General features: G+C 71.0%; 12 protein-coding genes. 2 read left to right on the top strand and 10 right to left on the bottom strand.

From position 1 onward, the window contains the following. Positions 1 to 1,984, top strand: a 1,984-nt coding sequence (locus ACRWK7_RS35235; protein ID WP_431862530.1) for a putative bifunctional diguanylate cyclase/phosphodiesterase, incomplete at its 5' end; no start/stop codon positions are given. A 76-nt stretch (positions 1,985 to 2,060) separates the two neighbouring features. Here ACRWK7_RS35235 and ACRWK7_RS35230 read toward each other — a convergent pair. From ACRWK7_RS35230 to badH, 9 genes are all read right to left on the bottom strand, one after another. Continuing rightward, complete coding sequence (locus tag ACRWK7_RS35230; protein WP_431862528.1) at positions 2,061 to 4,472, bottom strand: PAS domain-containing hybrid sensor histidine kinase/response regulator; 2,412 nt, start codon at positions 4,470 to 4,472, stop codon at positions 2,061 to 2,063. A gap of 211 nt (positions 4,473 to 4,683) precedes the next feature. After that, positions 4,684 to 6,363 (bottom strand): ABC transporter ATP-binding protein, encoded by a 1,680-nt coding sequence (locus ACRWK7_RS35225; RefSeq protein ID WP_431862526.1) that lies wholly within the window; start codon positions 6,361 to 6,363, stop codon positions 4,684 to 4,686. A 36-nt stretch (positions 6,364 to 6,399) separates the two neighbouring features. Next, the gene (gene fhuB / locus ACRWK7_RS35220; RefSeq protein ID WP_431862524.1) at positions 6,400 to 8,361 is read right to left on the bottom strand and encodes a Fe(3+)-hydroxamate ABC transporter permease FhuB; all 1,962 of its coding nucleotides are present in this window, start codon (positions 8,359 to 8,361) and stop codon (positions 6,400 to 6,402) included. Continuing rightward, on the bottom strand, positions 8,354 to 9,226 hold the full coding sequence (locus tag ACRWK7_RS35215) for an ABC transporter substrate-binding protein (protein WP_431862522.1): 873 nt from the start codon (positions 9,224 to 9,226) through the stop codon (positions 8,354 to 8,356). The genes fhuB and ACRWK7_RS35215 overlap by 8 nt, the downstream gene beginning before the upstream one ends. After that, on the bottom strand, positions 9,223 to 10,029 hold the full coding sequence (locus tag ACRWK7_RS35210) for an ATP-binding cassette domain-containing protein (RefSeq protein WP_431862521.1): 807 nt from the start codon (positions 10,027 to 10,029) through the stop codon (positions 9,223 to 9,225). Before ACRWK7_RS35210 ends, ACRWK7_RS35215 begins: the two co-directional genes overlap by 4 nt. A 144-nt stretch (positions 10,030 to 10,173) precedes the next feature. Next, the gene (locus ACRWK7_RS35205; protein WP_431862519.1) at positions 10,174 to 12,300 is read right to left on the bottom strand and encodes a TonB-dependent siderophore receptor; all 2,127 of its coding nucleotides are present in this window, start codon (positions 12,298 to 12,300) and stop codon (positions 10,174 to 10,176) included. A gap of 157 nt (positions 12,301 to 12,457) precedes the next feature. Beyond that, complete coding sequence (locus tag ACRWK7_RS35200; protein ID WP_431862517.1) at positions 12,458 to 13,342, bottom strand: helix-turn-helix domain-containing protein; 885 nt, start codon at positions 13,340 to 13,342, stop codon at positions 12,458 to 12,460. A gap of 170 nt (positions 13,343 to 13,512) precedes the next feature. Further along, positions 13,513 to 14,295 (bottom strand): 2-ketocyclohexanecarboxyl-CoA hydrolase, encoded by a 783-nt coding sequence (badI, locus tag ACRWK7_RS35195; protein ID WP_431862515.1) that lies wholly within the window; start codon positions 14,293 to 14,295, stop codon positions 13,513 to 13,515. Positions 14,296 to 14,328: 33 nt separating this feature from the next. Then, positions 14,329 to 15,096, bottom strand: a complete 768-nt coding sequence (gene badH, locus ACRWK7_RS35190; RefSeq protein WP_431862513.1) for a 2-hydroxycyclohexanecarboxyl-CoA dehydrogenase — start codon at positions 15,094 to 15,096, stop codon at positions 14,329 to 14,331. Between the two features lie 100 nt (positions 15,097 to 15,196). Here badH and ACRWK7_RS35185 point away from each other — a divergent pair, with 100 nt between their 5' ends. Beyond that, positions 15,197 to 15,667: a MarR family winged helix-turn-helix transcriptional regulator gene (locus ACRWK7_RS35185; protein ID WP_431862511.1), complete on the top strand. Its 471-nt coding sequence runs from the start codon at positions 15,197 to 15,199 to the stop codon at positions 15,665 to 15,667. A gap of 20 nt (positions 15,668 to 15,687) precedes the next feature. Here the strand turns inward: ACRWK7_RS35185 and aliB are convergent, their stop codons facing one another. Further along, positions 15,688 to 16,842 (bottom strand): cyclohexanecarboxyl-CoA dehydrogenase, encoded by a 1,155-nt coding sequence (gene aliB, locus ACRWK7_RS35180; RefSeq protein ID WP_431862509.1) that lies wholly within the window; start codon positions 16,840 to 16,842, stop codon positions 15,688 to 15,690. Positions 16,843 to 16,905 lie beyond the last annotated feature (63 nt).

The raw sequence follows: 16,905 nt of genomic DNA, 5'->3' as shown, positions 1-16,905 counted from the left end.
TGGCCGCTACCTGCGGGTGAACCCGTCGCTGGCGCGGATCTACGGCTACGACTCGGTGGACGCGCTGATCGGGAACCTGACCGACATCGCCGGGCAGTTGTACGTCGATCCCGGCCGGCGCGAGGCGTTCGCCGCGCTGATGGACAGCCAGGGCGTGGTGCAGAACTTCGAGGCGCGGGTGTTCCGCCGCGACGGCTCGATCATCTGGATCTCGGAGAACGCGCGCTGCGTGCGCGACCCGGCGGGCGCCATCCGCTTCTACGAAGGCACCGTCCAGGACATCACCGAGCGCAAGCAGCACGAGGAGAAGATCCGCCTGCTGGCCACCGTGTTCGACAGCGTCGCCGACGGCATCCTGATCGTCAGCCCCGAGCTGACCGTGCAGGTCGTCAACCCGGCCTACCGCAGCATCACCGGGGTCGAGGCGGAGGACGTGGTCGGCCAGCCGCTCGCCATCCTCGCCGACGGCGTCCATCCGCCGGATTTCGAGGCGGAGCTTTGGGAGGCGGTGCGGCGCTCGGGCCGCTGGCAGGGCGAGGTGACCGGGGTGCGCCGCAACGGCGAGAGCTTCGCGGCGGCGCTCGCCGTCACCACGGTGCGGGCGCCGGGCGGAGCCCTCGAGCATTATGTGCTGACGCTCGCCGACATCAGCCAGCGCAAGTACCAGGAGCACCAGATCCGCTACCAGGCGAGCTTCGACCGCCTCACCGACCTGCCGAACCGCTGGCTGGCCTGCGAGCGCATGGAGGAGGCCATCCTGCACGCCCAGCGGTTCCGGACCAAGATCGTCGTCGCCTACATCGACCTGGACCGCTTCAAGCAGGTCAACGACACGCTGGGTCACCACGCTGGCGACGAGCTGCTGAAGCTGGCGGCGCGGCGGCTGCGCAACTGCACGCGCCTGTCCGACACGGTGAGCCGCCTGGGCGGCGACGAGTTCCTGGTCATCGCGCCGGACGCCGGCGACCGTGCGGCCGGCGCCCGGCTGGCCGAGAAGATCCTCTACTCCATGGGCGAGCCGTTCGACCTGTTCGGGCAGGAGGTCTACTGCGGCGCCTCGGTCGGGCTGGCCTTCTATCCGGACGACGGCGAAAGCACAGACCAGCTGCTGCGCAACGCCGACCTCGCCATGTACCACGCCAAGCGCCACCCGGAGTTCCGGTTCGTCTGCTACGACGACGGCATGCGCGATCAGGCGGACCGCAAGCTGGGGCTGGAGAACGACCTGCGACGCGCCGTCGCCAACCAGGAATTCGAGCTGCACTTCCAACCCAAGGTCGAGATGGCGACGAACCGCATCATCGGGGCCGAAGCCCTGATCCGGTGGCGGCACCCGGGGCGCGGGCTGATCTCCCCGGCGGACTTCATCCCGCTCGCCGAGGACACCGGGCTGATCTGGGAGATCGGCGCCTGGACGCTTCAGACGGCGGCGGGCAAGCTGGCGGAGTGGCGGTCGCGCGGGCTGTCGGTGGGGGTGATGTCGGTCAACCTGTCGCCGCGGCAGTTCCAGGACGGCCGGCTCGCCGCCCTGGTGCGTACGGTGGTCGCGGCGTCCGGGGTACCGCCCGAATACATCGAACTGGAACTGACGGAAGGCGCCATGGTCGACGACATCGAGAAGGCGGCGACCATCCTCCACCAATTGAAGGCGATCGGCGTGAAGCTGTCGATCGACGATTTCGGCACCGGCTATTCGTCGCTGGCCTACCTCAAGCGCTTTCCCATCGACACGCTCAAGATCGACCGCTCGTTCGTGCGCGACATCGTCACCTCCAACAGCGACCCGGCAATCGTCGGGACTATCGTCACCCTGGCCGACAGCCTCGGCTTCGCCACCATCGCGGAGGGAGTGGAGACGCACGAGCAGGCGGAGGTCCTCAAGCGGCAACGCTGCCAGCACATCCAGGGCTTCCTGGTCAGCCGCCCGCTCGATGAGAACGCGTTCGAGGCCTTCGTGCTGGAGAACGAAGGCGTCGGCGCGTAGCCGGCCCTTCACATGGCGTTGACGGTCGCGGGATTCGCCGATCTGCTCTGGCTCGGGCCGTCATCATCGGATCGGACTATCGATCACCCGCCAGGAGCTTCTCCAGGGCTTCCCCGAGTTGCCGCGGGGTGACCGGCTTGTGGATCACGTAGAAGCCGTGCTCGGCGGCGTCGTGCTGGACCTCGCTTCCGGTCTCGCCGGTCAGGATGACGCCCGGCACGTCGCTGCCGTACGCCTCCCGGACCCGCAGGATGGCCTCGGTGCCGCAGCGCCCCTCGCGCAGCCGGTAGTCCGCAACGATGATGTCCGGCCGCCGGCCGCCTTCCCGCAGGCGCGCGAGCGCCTGGTCGGTCGAGCCGGCGGCCAGCACCTCGTAGCCCCAGCCCCGGAACGTCGCCGAAAGGCCGAGCAGCACGATGGCGTCGTCGTCCACCAACACCGCGAACCGGCCGTTGCCAGCCGCCACCGGAGGCGATGCCGGCGTCAGGGCCGGTGCGGACTCGCCGAGCGGCACCTCGACGCTGAACACGGACCCCACGCCCGGCGTCGAACGGACATGGACGGGATGGTCGAGCAGGTGGGACAGGCGCTGCACGATCGACAACCCCAACCCCAGCCCGCGGTTGCGGTCGCGCTCGGGATTGCCGACCTGATGGAACTCCTGCCAGATCCACTCCAGGTGCTCCGGCGGGATGCCGATGCCGGTGTCGCCCACCTCGATGCGCAGGTGGTTCTCCGTCTCGCGGCACGAGATGGCGATGCGCCCAGCCTCGGTGTAGCGCAACGCGTTCTCGACCAGGTTGCGGATCATCCGGCCCAACAGCGTACGGTCGCTGCACACCGTCGCCGCGCAACGCGCGATGCGAAGCTCCAGGCCCTTGGCCGCGGCGAGCGGCGCGTAGGCGGCGCCGATCGGATCGACGAGGTCGCTGACCGGAAAATCCTCGACGACCGGCTGGATGACGCTGGCGTCGAGGCGCGAGATGTCGAGCAGGCCGTCCAGCAGGTCGCGCAGGGCGTCCAGCCCCCGCCCGAGATGCTTCAGCGGTTCCTGCCCCTCGGGCGCCACGTGCGGCTTCAGCACGTCGAGGAACAGCAGCAGAGACTGCAAAGGCTGGCGCAGGTCGTGGCTGGCGGCGGCGAGGAACTTCGACTTGGCGAGGGTCGCCTGCTCGGCCTTGTCGCGCGCCCGCTCCGCTTCGTCCCTGGCGTGGCGCAGCACATCCTCCATGGCCTTGCGCTCGGTGATGTCGCGACCCACCGACTGCTTCTCGACGAAGGCGCCGGCCTCGTCGAAGATCGCGTAGCCCTCCCAGGCGTACCAGCGGACGCCGTTCACCGTCCGGATGCGGGCCTCCACCGTGGTGCGGTGATCCGGCGACGCCTTCGTCTCCTCGATGGCCTCCAGAATGCCCCCGGCGTCCTCCGGATGCACGAACTGCGCCCAATGGCAGCTCAGAAGCTCTTCGCGCGACCGTCCGAGCACCTGGCAGGCCCTGTCGTTGGCGAAGGTGAAGCGTCCGTCGGCGCCGAGCCGCACGATCAGGTCGGTCTGCGTCTCCACCAGCCCGCGATAGCGCTCCTCGCTGGTGCGCAGGGCTGCTTCCATGCGCTTGCGCTCGGTGATCTCGAGGATGAACTCCACCGCCTCGCCCTCGGCGAGCAGGCGGGGGGCGAACAGGCCCCACCAGCGCGACCCGTCCTTGCGGAAATACTCCTTCTCGTACGGCGGCGCGCGTCCGGTGGTCACCAGCGCGTTGAACGTGCGCCAGCTCACCGGCAGGTGTTCGGGCGGGGTCAGCTCCTGCCACCGCAGCCGGCCCGCCGCCACGTCCTCGCGCGTGAAGCCGGAGAAGGTCAGGAAGGCGTCGTTGGCCTCCTTGATGGTCCCGGCCGGATCGAAGAAGAGCACGCCCACCGTCTCGATCTCCATGGCGCGCCGGAGGCGCTCCTCGCTCCGCCGCAGCGCCTCCTCCCGGCTCGCGCGCAACGTCTCCTCCATACGGATCTTCGCGGTCGTCTCCGTCGCCGCGGCGAAGAAGCCGGCGACCGCGCCGGCCTCGTCGTGCAGCGGCGTCCAGGAGAAGGTGAACCAGCTCATCGAAAGGCCCGGCCGGCCGTCAAGGGCGATGGGCTGGTCCACGAAGTGCTGGGCTTCGCCCGCCATGGTCGCCTGGACGATCCCACGGTATTCGTCCCAGGTCTCCGCCCACACCTCCCGGTACGGCTTGCCCAGGCACCCGGGGTGCTTGGTTCCGAGGATCGGGATGCAATGGTCGTTGTACAGCGAGGTCAGCTCCGGTCCCCAGGCGATGTAGACCGGCTGGCGCGCCGCGAGCATGAGATCGACGACGGTGCGGAGGCTCTGCGGCCACCAGTCGATCGCGCCGAGGGGGGTGCGATGCCAGTCGTACGCCCGGATCAGCGCGCCCATGGTGCCGCCGACGACGGGCCAGGTGGTCTCGCCACGCTCGCTTTCAGTGTCCATGGCCCTCCTCCGGAGGAGAGGGACCAACGGTTCGGCGGCGGGCGGACGTCGTCCACTCCTGGACGCACCGCCCAAGTTCCGGCGTGAGGGGAACGATCTGGCTGACGCGTCCGAGCATTAGGCCACCGCGGCTGGCTGGCATCCCTTCACATCACAACATGGTGTGTGCACGGGCGTTTCCCAGCGGCCGGGCATTCGCGCGCCGGCCGCGTCAGGCGTCGCGCGCCATCAACTCCTCGTGCGCGGCCGGCTCCAGGCGCCCGCCCTCGCCGACCACGAAAACCTTGTCGGCGTTGCGGATGGTCGCCAGGCGGTGGGCGATCACCAGGGTCGTGCGGCCCTCCGACAGCTCCTGGAGCGACTGCTGGATCTCGCGCTCGGTCCTGGTGTCGAGCGCCGAGGTCGCCTCGTCGAGGATGAGGATCGACGGGTTCTTGAGGAACATCCGCGCGATGGTCAGGCGCTGCTTCTGCCCGCCCGACAGCTTGACGCCGCGCTCGCCGATGATGGTGTCGAGGCCGTCGGGCAACTGGTCGATCAGCGTGTCCAGGCGGGCGCGCCGGGCGGCGTCCAGGATCTCCCCGTCGGTGGCGTCCAGGCGGCCGTAGGCGATGTTCTCCCGGATGGTGCCGCCGAACAGGAACACGTCCTGCTGCACGATGCCGATCTGCCGGCGCAGGGAGGCCAGCGTCATGCTGCGGATGTCGATGCCGTCGATGGTGATGACCCCGCCCTGCACCTCATAGAAGCGCGGCAGCAGCGAGCAGATCGTCGTCTTGCCCGCCCCCGACGGGCCGACGAAAGCCACCGTGCTGCCCGCCGCGATGGTCAGGTCGACGTCCCGCAGCACCGGCCGGCCGTCGCCGTAGGCGAAGGTGACGCCCGAATAGCGGATGTCGCCCTTGAGCGGCGGGGCCGGAACGGCGTCCGGACGGTCCTGGATGTCGGGCTCGGTGTCCAGCAGCTCGGCGTAGCGGCGGAAGCCGGCGATGCCGCGCGGGTAGGTCTCGATGACCGCGTTGATCTTCTCGATCGGGCGGAAGAACACGTTGACCAGCAACAGGAAGGCGAAGAAGCCGCCGTTGGTCAGCTCGCCCGCCAGCACAAAGTGCGCGCCGGTCAGCATGACGACGATCAGGATGAGGCGCATGCTCAGGTAGCTGAGCGTCGTCGACAGCGCCATGATGCGGTAGGCGTCCAGCTTGGTGCTGCGGTAACGGGCGTTGTCGCGGGCGAACAGGGTGCGCTCGTGCTCCTCGTTGGTGAAGGCCTGCACCACGCGCATGCCGCCGACATTCTCCTCGATCCGCACGTTGAAGTCGCCGACGCGGGAATAGAGCGCCTGCCAGTTGCGCGTCATCCGCCCGCCGTAGCGGCTGGTCAGGAAGGCGACGACCGGCACCACCACCGCGGTGATCAGCGCCAGCGGCGCGTGCACCGCGAGCATCAGGCCGAAGGCGCCGACGAAGGTCATCACCGCGATCAGCAGGTCCTCCGGCCCGTGGTGGGCGACCTCGCCGATCTCCTCCAGGTCGCGGGTGACGCGGGCCACGAGGTGGCCGGTGCGGTGGTTGTCGTAGAAGCGGAAGGAGAGCTTCTGCAAATGGTCGAAGCTCTTGCGGCGCATCTCCGTCTCGATGTTCACGCCGAGCTTGTGGCCCCAGTAGACGACCACCGCCATCAGCGCCCCGTTGGCGGCGTAGACCGCCAGCAAGGCCGCGGAGGCGAGCACGATCAGCGGCCAGTCCTGGGTCGGCAGCAGCCGGTCGACGAACGACCGCACCGCCATGGGGAAGCCCAGTTCCAGCAGGCCGGACAGCACGGCGCAGCAGACGTCCAGGGCCAGCAGGCCCTTGTAGGGGCGGTAGTAGGCGAAGAATCGGCGGAACATGCGGGTTTCCCGAGGTTGGCGGATGACTATCGGTCTTCAGGAGCGCCCCTCGCGGGCGAGCAGCCAGATCAAGTACGGGCCGGCGAGCAGCGCGGCGAACAGGCCGAGCGGCAGCTGGTAGGGAAAGGCGGCGGTGCGGGCGAGCCAATCGGACGCCACCATCAGCCCGGCCCCGATCAGCACCGACCCGGCGGCGTGCGCCAGCGGACGGCCCAATCCCAGCAGGCGGGCGAGGTGCGGCGCCACCAGCCCGACGAAGCTGAGCGGCCCGACGAACAGCGACGCCGTGGCGGTCAGCAGCCCGGCCAGCAGCACCAGCGCCGTGCGGCACCGGCGCACCGGCAGGCCGAGAGCGCGCGCGGTGACGTCGCCCAGCGGCAGGATCTCCAGCCAACGCGCCAGGAACGGCAGCGGCGCCAGCAGCACCAGCGCCGAGGCGGCGCACAGCCACGCCTCGTCCGGCGTCGCCTCGTTGGTGGAGCCGCTCAGCCAGCGCAGCAGGTCGAAGGCCTGGCGCGAGCCGGTGGCGATGACGGCGGTGAGCACGGCGCTGCACAGGGCGCCCATCGCAATGCCGGCGAGCAGCAGCCGCTCCGGCCCCAGCCCGGCGCGGCGCGACAGCGCCAGAATGGTGGCGAGCACCAGCGTCGCGCCGAGCGCCGAAGCCGCGACCTGCACACCCAGTCCGGGGGCGGTAAACGCAAACAGCGCCGCCGCCTGCCCGACGCCGGCGCCGTTGCCGACGCCCAGCATCTCCGGCCCGGCCAGCGGGTTGGCGGTGACGCGCTGCAGCACCATGCCGGCCGCCGCCAGCATCGCCCCGGCCGCCGCCGCGACGGCGACGCGCGGCCCCCGCCACGCCAGCAGATCGGCGAACAAGGCGCCGGTGGAGACGGTCCACCCCCGCGGGCCCACGCCCACGGACAGCGCGAGCCCCACGGCGGCGAGCGCCAGCGCGCCGAGGACGGCGATCAGCATGGCGGGGCGCCGGGCGCGTCGTGCGGCGGCCGACCGGGCGTTCAGCGACGGCCATTCGAACATCCGCACGCGCGGCAGCAGCCACAGCAGCAGCGGCCCGCCGAGCAGCGCCGTGGCGGCGCCGGTCGGCACCCGCTCGCCGCCGGCCCCGGCCAGCAACTGCACCAGCCCGTCGGTGAACCACAGCAGCAGCGCGCCGATCAGCGGCGCGGCGATCAACCGGCCGCGCTGCGTGCGCGCCCCGCTGAGCTGCGCCAGCGCCGGAGCGGCCAGCCCCACGAAGCCGATCACGCCGACCTCCGCCGTCACCGTCGCGGCCAGCCATACGGCGACGCCGAGCACGGCGAAGCGGGTGGCGTGCAGCGCCACGCCCAGGCTGCGCGCGCTGGAATCGTCGAGCGCCAGGATCGCCAGCGGCCGGGTTAGCAGCACCGCCGCGCCGATCCCCAGCGCCAGCCGCGCGGCGATGGTCAGCGTCGGCCCCCAGCTCTGCTGCGCCAGCGCCCCGCCGCCCCAGAGGAACAGCGAGAACAGGTACTCGCCGTTCGCCAGGATCAGCGCGGCGCTGGCCGTGGTGGCGGTCAGCGCCACCATCATGCCGGCCAGCACCACCGCCACCGGCTCCAGCCCGCGCCGCCACGTCAGCGCCAGAATCAGCCCGACCGCCGCCAAGCCGCCGGCCAGCGCCACGCCCTCGCGCGCCGTCTCCATCAGCACCGGCGCGTGCAGCGCCGCCACCGTCAGGGCGAGCTGCGCGCCGGCCGACACGCCGAGCGTCGACGGCTCGGCCAGAGGGTTGCGCAGCACGCGCTGGAGCAGCAGCCCGGCCAGCCCGAGCGCCGCCCCGGCGACCAGCGCCACCGCCATGCGCGGCAGCACGCCGTACCACAGGATGATGGAGTCGAGGTCCGGTACGGCGGCGGAGGGCGCCGCGACCCGCGCCGTCGACAGCCCGGCGGCGAGCAGCGCCAGCGCGCCCCACAGCAGGGCGGGCCGCATGAGCACCGCGCGCTCAGCCATGCCCGCCTCCCCCCAGGGCCGCGGTGGCGAGGCGGGCGAAGCGCACCGCCGCCGGCAGCCCACCGAAATGGTTGATCGGCGCCAATTGGGCCACCCGCCCGGCGCGCACCATGGGCAGCGCCCGCCACAGCGCGCTGTCGGCCAGCTCGCGGCGCACCTCGGCCGGCACCGGCCCGACGACCAGCACGGCGGCGTCGGGCACCCGCGCCAGCGCCTCGATGCCCAGCGGGGCGGCGGCGGAATAGCTCGTCGCAGCGGTCCAGGCGTTCGCGAATCCCAGCCGGCCGAGCACGTCGCCGAACATGCTGTCGGCACCGAAGGCGCGGACGTGCCGGGCGTCGCCGACACTGACCACGAACACAGGCCGCCGGGGCACGCTAGGCAGAGCGTCGCGGAATCCGGTGATGGCGGCATCGGCGCGCGCGACGGCGGCCTGCGCCTCGCGGCCGAGCGCGCGGCCCAGGGCGGTGGCGGCCTCCGCGGCGCGGGCGTAGGGTGGCACGCCCGGCTCGTACACCGTCAGCGACAGCACCGGCGCGATGCGCTCCAGCGTGCCGCGCTGGCGTTCGTAGAAGTTGGAACTGAGGATCAGGTCGGGCGCCGCCAGCCGCAGCGCCTCGTAGTTCGGCGTGCCGCGCAGGCCGACGTCGGCGACGCCCGCGGGGATCTCCGGTTCCAGCGCGATCTCGCGGAACTGCCGCAGCTCGGTCGCCGCCACCGGAACGATGCCCAGCAGCAGCGCCGTCTCCAGCGCCGCCCAGTCGATGGCGGCGACGCGCGGCTCCGTGGCGCGGACCACAGTGGGAGCCAGCAGCAGCCCGGCGGCGAGGCCGAGCGCCCGACGCCGCGTGAGGGAGCGCGTCATCGAACGTACCCGATGGGCCGGCCGGTCGCCGGATGCGGCAGGGTGCCCATGGCGATGCCGTAGATGCCGGCCAGCGCCTCCCCGGTCATGATCGCCGCGGGCGGTCCTTGGGCGATCAGTCGGCCGCCGCGGAGCGCCAGGATGTCGTCGCACACGCGGGCGGCCATGTTGATGTCGTGCAGCACGACGACCGCGCCGAGGCCGCGCGCCCGGCTCAGCGTGCGCACCAGATCCAGCATGTCCACCTGATGCGCGATGTCGAGCGCCGAGGTGGGCTCGTCGAGCAGCAGGCAGCGGGCGTCCTGCGCGACCATCATGGCGAGCCACGCGCGCTGCCGCTCGCCGCCGGACAGGCTGTCGACCAGACGGTCGGCCAGCGGCTCCAGGCCGGTGTCGGCCAGCGCCCCGGTCACCTTGGCGGCGTCCTCCGCACCGAAGCGACCGAGCGCCCCGTGCCAGGGGAAGCGGCCGAGCGCCACCAGCTCGCGCACGGTCAGGCTCTCGGCCGGCGGGGTGAACTGCGGCATGTAGGCGACCGAGCGCGCGAAGGCGCGGTCGCCGAGGCGCCCAAGATCCTCGCCCAGGAAGCGGATGCGGCCGGCGCTCGGCGCCTGCTGGCGGGCGAGCATGCGGATCAGCGTGCTCTTGCCCGACCCGTTGGGCCCGACGAGGCCATGGATCCGCCCCGGCTCCAGCCGGAAGGTCAGGCCGGAGACGATCGCCCGCCCACCGATGGCGAAGCCCACGTCATCGACCTCGTACAGGGCTGCAAGGTGCGTCGTGCCGTTCATGGGAACTGCCACATTAGCCCTTCCCCCCTCGCGGGGGAGGGGTTGGGGAGAGGGGGAGCGGGCGAAGCCCGCGAAAGTTTCGCTTTGCCACCCTCTCCCCAACCCCTCTCCCGTCAAGGGAGAGGGGCTTGTTCGCAACGCCGAACAGCACCGCCGTCACCACGTCATATGGGCGGTCAGGCGGAGCGTCCGGCCCTCGGCGTAGCCGCAGGAGAACTGCGTCTGGCAGCTCGCCACGTAGGCCTTGTCAAACAGGTTGGCGACGTTCAGGTCGACGCCCCAGTTGTCCTTCCGGTAGCCGACGCGCGCGTCGAACACCGTGGCCGCCGGGACCTTCAGCGTGTTCTCGTTGTCCACCCAGGAGGAGCCGATGTGGCGCACGCCGCCGCCCAGCACCACGCCGTCCAGCGCGCCCTCCTTGAAGGTGTAGTCGAGCGCCAGCGACGCCTGCCGTTCCGGCACGATGAAGGGCGTCTTGCCGACCAGATTGGGGTCGGCGTCCTTGGTGATCTCCAGGTCGAACAGGGTGACGGCGGCGGTGGCCTTCAGGTTGCGGGTGACGTTGACCTTGCCCTCGAACTCGACGCCGCGCGAGTTGACCTCGCCGATCTGTGTCTCGGCCAGGAACGGGCCGGTCACCACGTTGCGCCGCGTCAGGTCGAACAGCGCCACGGTGAGCAGCCCGTCCACCCACGCCGGCCGGTACTTCAGGCCGACCTCGTACTGCGTCCCGGTCTCCGGCTTGAAGACGCCGCTGGCGGCGGAAGAGCCGAGGACCGGATTGAAGAAGGTGGACGTGCTGGCGTAGGGCGTCATGCCGTTGGCGAACTCGTAGGCGAGGCCGGCGCGGCCGCTCAGCTGGCCCTTGCTGCCCTCGTAGGACGGCAGGCCCACCGCCTTGGTGGTGGCGCGGTCGTAGCGGCCGTTCAGCGTCACCAGCCAACCCTGGCCGAAGCGCAGCTGGTCCTGCGCATAGACGCCCAGCTGGTGCAGGGTCAGCGTCTGGTCGATGTAGGGCGTGCGCGCGCCCTGCGCGGCGCCGTAGACCGGGTTGGTGGCGCTGATCGTGGTGGCGGCCCCCGTGGCCTGCATCTGGTCCATGCGGAAGTAGCGGTAGTCGACGCCGACCAGCGCCGTGTGCTCGACCGGGCCCGTGCGCAGCGTACCCTGCAGCTGGTTGTCGACGGCGAAGGTGCTGACCGTCGTCTCGTGCTCGAAGTTGATGCGCGCCAGCTGGTTGGTCGGGTCGGTCGGGCGCGGCGAGAACCCGGCGTAGCCGAAGGGGTAGAGATTGACTTCGTGCACCTTGGAATAGCCGTAGCGGGCGTTCTGGCGCACCGTCAGGTCGTTGTCGAAGGTGTGCGAGACCTCGTAGCCGAGCGACCCCTGCCGGCGCCGGTAGGTGTCGATGCCCGGCTCGGTGAAGTTGGCGTCGCGGCTGATCTTGCCGAACGGCGCGTCGACCACCGTGCCGACGTAGGGCAGGAAGGCGCCGCCGTTGTGCGTCTTGTCGATGTCCGTGTAGTTGGCGAGCAGCGTCACGCTGGTCCGGCTGTCCGGCGCCCAGGTGATGCTGGGCGAGATGGTGCCGCGGAACCCGTCCTCGTGCTTGGAATAGCCGTCGCCGCCGGCGACGCGGCCGGTCAGGCGGTAGGACAGCGTCTCGCCCGCCTTGTCGCCGAAGTCGAAGCCCAGGTTGGCGGTGCCGGCGTCGTCGATGCCGGTCTCGACATAGCGCAGGCGCTGCCCGTCCGGCCGCTTGCTGACGAAGTTGACGAGGCCGCCCGGGTTGCTGCCGCCGTAGAGCACCGACGAGGCGCCGCGCAGCACCTCAATCCGCTCCAGGGGAAAGGTGTCGACGTACATGCCGCCGAAACCGTAGCTGTAGAGCTGCAGCCCGTCCTGGAACACGCCGGTCTGCGTCGCCTGGAAGCCGCGGATGAACATCCAGTTGGTGTCGCCGTCCGGGCCGAAGGGCTGGCCGTAGACGCCGGCGGTGTAGCGCAGCGCCTCGTCCGCCTTCTGGGCGCGGCGATCGTCGATCTCCTCGCGGCCGATCACCGAGACCGACTGCGGCACCGCCTCGACCGGGGTGTCGGTCTTGGAGCCGGCGGTGGTGCGCTTGGCGACGTAACCTCCGACCGGGCCGGTGCCCGTCTCCGCGGTGCCGCCGACCGTCACCGGGTCGAGGACGACCGGCTTGCCGGCGTCCTGCGCCAGCGCCGCCGCCGGCACCAGCAGGGCCGCCGCCGCCGTGGTGTTCAGAAGGAAAGACGCCAACACGCCCCGCCGAATATCCGTCATGCCCCTACCCCCTCGACTATGGCCGCACTGCTTGAAAAGGCTCGTCAGGGTCGGGGGAATACCATGGCCGGGACGGGCGATATTGAACCGCCTTGCGGTGGATTGGACGATCTTTGGACGTTCTGGCGCAGCTGCCTCATGCGGCCTTGGCGCGCTGCCACGCCGCCGGGGTCGTGCCGACCACCTGCCGGAAGACGCGGGTCAGGTGCGCCTGATCGGAGAAGCCGGCCGCTGCGGCCGCCGCGGCCGGCGTCATGTCCGACCGGGCCAGCAGTGCCTTGGCGCGGTCGACGCGGGCGCGCATCTGCCATTTGTGCGGCGGCATGCCGGTCGACGCCTTGAAGGCCGAGCAGAAGTAGGACTCGGACAGGCCGGTCAGGTCGGCCAGCTCCTGCAGCCGGATGTTCCGCCCGCAGTTGTCCTCGATGTAGTCGATGGCGCGCTTCAGTTGGCGCGGCGGCAACTGGCCGCGCTTGCGCTCCGTCCGGGGCGCGATGCGCAGCAGCCCGACCAGCAGGGCCGAGATCAGGCTGTCGCCGTAGAGGTCGTGGACGGCGCCGGGCTCCGTGCACTCCGCCGCGATCAGGCGCGCCAGGCCGAGCAGCCGCTCGTCGGAGAATTTCAGGCGTGGCGTTTCCAGCACTCCGGTGTCCGGCTCATCGGGCAGGCGGGCGGCGATCGCCGCCCGATCGAAATGCAGGTCGAGGTGGCGCAGGCGGCGCACGCCTTCCACCCGCGACCACACGCGCACGCCCGCCGGCACGTAGCTGATCGGCTCCCGCGCAGTCGCCCGCTGCGCGGCGCTGCCGGCCGGCGACGCCAAGACGTCGATGCCGCCGTCGCCGATCTGGTCGATGACGACGACGAGGCGCGGCGCCTGCGACACGTACTCGCCGCCGGCGCCCTGCGCGCACTCGACGGTCCAGACGTCGGCGATCACGCCGTTCCACGCCCGCCATTGCAGGTCGCCGACCACCGTGATGCCTTCGGTCCTGCTCTGCATCCTGGGATGGAACGTCATCGGATGCCCTCCCCCTCTCCACGCCGCGCCTCCGCCGCATATACGGCACATTGAGAATGCGAACAAGTCGCATTTAGAGAAGGGGGGGAACACCTGCCACCGGCGGCGGGCCGCGCAGCCCCGTCCGGTCGTGGATGCCCGATCCGAACGGGGCTGCGGCCGGCGCCGGCCTACTTGGCGAACTTGCGGAAGTCGGGCTTGCGCTTCTCGCGGAAGGCGTTGCCGCCCTCGGCGGACTCCGCGGTCTCGTAGTAGAGCTTCAGGCCCTGCATCGCCATCGCCGACAGGCCGCGGATCATCTCCGAATCCACGTTGAAGGAGCGCTTGGCGAAGGCGATGGCGGTCGGGCTTTTCTCCAGGATCTCCTCGCACCACGCGCGCACTTCGGCGTCCAGCTGGTCGTGCGGAACGACGGCGTTGACCATGCCCATGGCGAGCGCCTGCTCGGCGGTGTAGCGGCGGCACAGGTACCAGATCTCGCGCGCCTTCTTCTCGCCCACCACGCGGGCCAGATAGGCGGTGCCGAAGCCGGGGTCGACCGAGCCGACCTTCGGCCCGACCTGCCCGAACTGCGCCTTCTCCGACGCGATGGCGAGGTCGCACAGCGTCACCAGCACGTTGCCGCCGCCGATGGCGTAGCCGTTGACGCGGGCGATGACCGGCTTCGGGATGTCGCGGATGGCGCTCTGCAGTTCCTCGATGGGCAGACCGATGATGCCGCGCCCGCCGTAGCCGCCGTCGTGCGAGGCCTGGTCGCCGCCGGTGCAGAACGCCTTGTCGCCGGCGCCGGTCAGCACCACGACACCGACGCTCTTGTCGAAGTCGGCGTCCTTGAAGGCGTGGATCAGCTCCTCGCAGGTCTGCGCGCGGAACGCGTTGTAGGAGGCCGGGCGGTTGATGGTGATGGTGGCGATGCCGTCCTGCTTGACGTAGAGGATGTCCTGGAAGTCCACGGGGGGATCCTTTCTGAAGGGGGTGTTGCGGGGTCAGCCGGCCATGGTCAGGCCGCCGGAGACGCTGATCACCTGGCCGGTGATGAAGGCGGCGTCGTCGCTCGACAGGAAGGCGACGATGCCCGGCAGGTCCTCCGGGCGCCCCAGGCGGCCGAAGGGGATGGAGCGGACGAGCGCGTTGCGCAGCTTGTCGCCGTACTCGCCCTCGCCGCAGAAGTCGCGAAACAGCGCGGTGTCCGTCGGGCCGGGGCAGACGACGTTGACGGTGATCCGCTGCTTCGCCAGCTCCCGCGCCATGGTCTTCGAGAAGGCGACGAGGCCGCCCTTGCAATAGGCGTAGACCGCCTCGCCGGAGGAGCCGACGCGCGCCGCGTCGGACGCGATGTTGACCACCCGCCCCTCGCCGCGCTCGACCATACCCTTCAGCACCGCGTGGTGCATGTGCAGCGGGCCGTAGAGGTTGACGGCGACGATGCGCTCCCACAGCGCCCGATCGGTGTCGAGGAAGGCGCCGGCGCGGTCCCAGCCGGCGTTGTTGACCAGGATGCCGACGGGTCCGAGGTTGTCCTCCACCGCGGCGACGGCGGCGACCACCGAGTCCTGGTCGGTGAGGTCAACCGCGAAGGCGCCGGCCGCGCCGCCGGCCGCCCGGATCTCCGCCACGACGGCTTCCGCCGCGGCGTGGTCGATGTCGAAGACGGCGACGGCGGCGCCCTCCGCGCCGAAGCGCCGGCACAGCGCCGAGCCGATGCCGCCGGCGCCGCCGGTGACGACCGCGACCTTACCCTCCAGTCCTTGCATGTCGGTTCCTCTCGTATGAAAAGACGCGCGATCCGCCGCCCATTGCGTCCGAACCGCGGCTGTGTTCCAATGAAGCGTCACCCATGGGAACGCCTGTTTTATGAACGACCTCGCCCCGGACAAGTCGGCTGCACTTGCCGAGATCAACAACCGCCTGTTCTTTCGCTTCTTCCAGGCGGCGAATACTCTGCACACCAAGGGCACCCAGGCGCTCAACGACTTCGGCGTAACGACGCAGCAATGGTCGGTCCTGGGCGCCCTGTCGCGGCCGCAGGCGGCGCAGGGCATGTCGGTGGGCGAGATGTCGCGCTACCTGCTGGTCAGCCGGCAGAACCTCGCCGGCGTGCTCGGCCGGCTGGAGCGCGACGGCCTGATCGAGCGCGCGACCGCCGAGGAGGACCGCCGTTCCCGCAAGGTGAAGCTCAGCGCCAAGGGGGCCGAGCTGTGGGCGGCGCTGGCGGCGCCGATCCACGCCTTCTACGGCGAGGCGCTGAAGGACTTCTCCTTCGACGACCGGCTGGCCTTCATCCACTACATCAGCCGCCTGCAGCGGAACATGGCGAAGCTCTAGGCGCATGCCCGGCCGTCCCGTCAGGGGCGGTGCGCGGCGCTCATCTGCCGCGCGATGACCATCTTCATGATCTGCGCCGTCCCGTCGCCGATCTGCAGGCCGAGCACGTCACGGTAGCGCTGGCCGAAGGGGTAGTCGCTGCCGTAGGCGCCGTGGCCGTGCGTCAGCAGGCACTGCTGGATGATCTCGCAGGCCAGCTTCGGCCCCCACCACTTGCACATCGCCGCCTCGGCGGTGTGCGGCAGCCCCTGGTCCTTGAGCCAGAGCGTGCGCAGGCACAGCGCCCGGCACGCCTCGTAGAAGGTCTCCGCCTCCGCCAACGGGAAGCTGACGCCCTGGAAGTCGCCGATCGGCCGGCCGAAGGCCTCGCGCTCCTGGATGTAGGCCCAGGTCTCGTCGAGCGAGGCGCGCGCCACCGCCATGCATTGCAGCCCGATCAGCGCCCGGCTGTAATCGAACCCCTGCATGACCTGGACGAAGCCCTGCCCCTCCCCGCCCAGCATCATCGCCGCCGGGACCCGCACCCCGTCGAAGAAGATTGAGCCGCGGCCGACCGGGCGCGTGCCGATGTCGTCGAAGGCGGTGCGGGTGATGCCGGGCGCGTCCATCGGCACCAGGAAGGCGCTGATCCCCCGCGCGCCGTCAGCCTCCGGACCGGTGCGGGCGAACACCACCGCCACGTCGGCCTGGGTCGCCATGGAGATCGAGGTCTTCTCGCCGGTCAGCCGGTAGCCGTCGCCGTCGCCGTCGCGCTCCGCGCGCAGCTTCAGCCGGGCGGCGTCCGACCCGGCGCCGGGCTCGGTGAGCGCGATGGCGATCAGGACGCGGCCGGCGGTGACCGCCGGCAGCCACTCCGCCGCCACCTCGGGCCTGGCGTGCCGGGCGACGATCTGGCCGCACAGCGACACCAGCAGGTTCACGTAGGACACGTTGAAGTCGCCGTAAGCGATCTGCTCCAGCAGCAGCCCGCTGGTGACGCAGTCGACGCCGAGCCCGCCGCACGCCTCCGGCAGCTCCGGCCCGAGGAAGCCGAGCGCACCCATCTCCAGCACCACCTCGCGCTCCACGCACAGCGCCTTCTCGCGCGTCCGATAGCCGGGCGCCAGGCGGTTCCGGGCGAAGCGCGCGGCGGCCTCGGCGAGCGCCCGCTGCTCCTCGGTGAGGCTGAAGTCCATGGTCGATCCTCGTTCGTCGGGGGTGGGCTGATGCTAGCCGCCATTCCGGCGATATGTCAATAT

This window comes from Azospirillum sp. (assembly GCF_050789165.1).
This window is presented reverse-complemented; position numbering and strand designations above follow the sequence as displayed.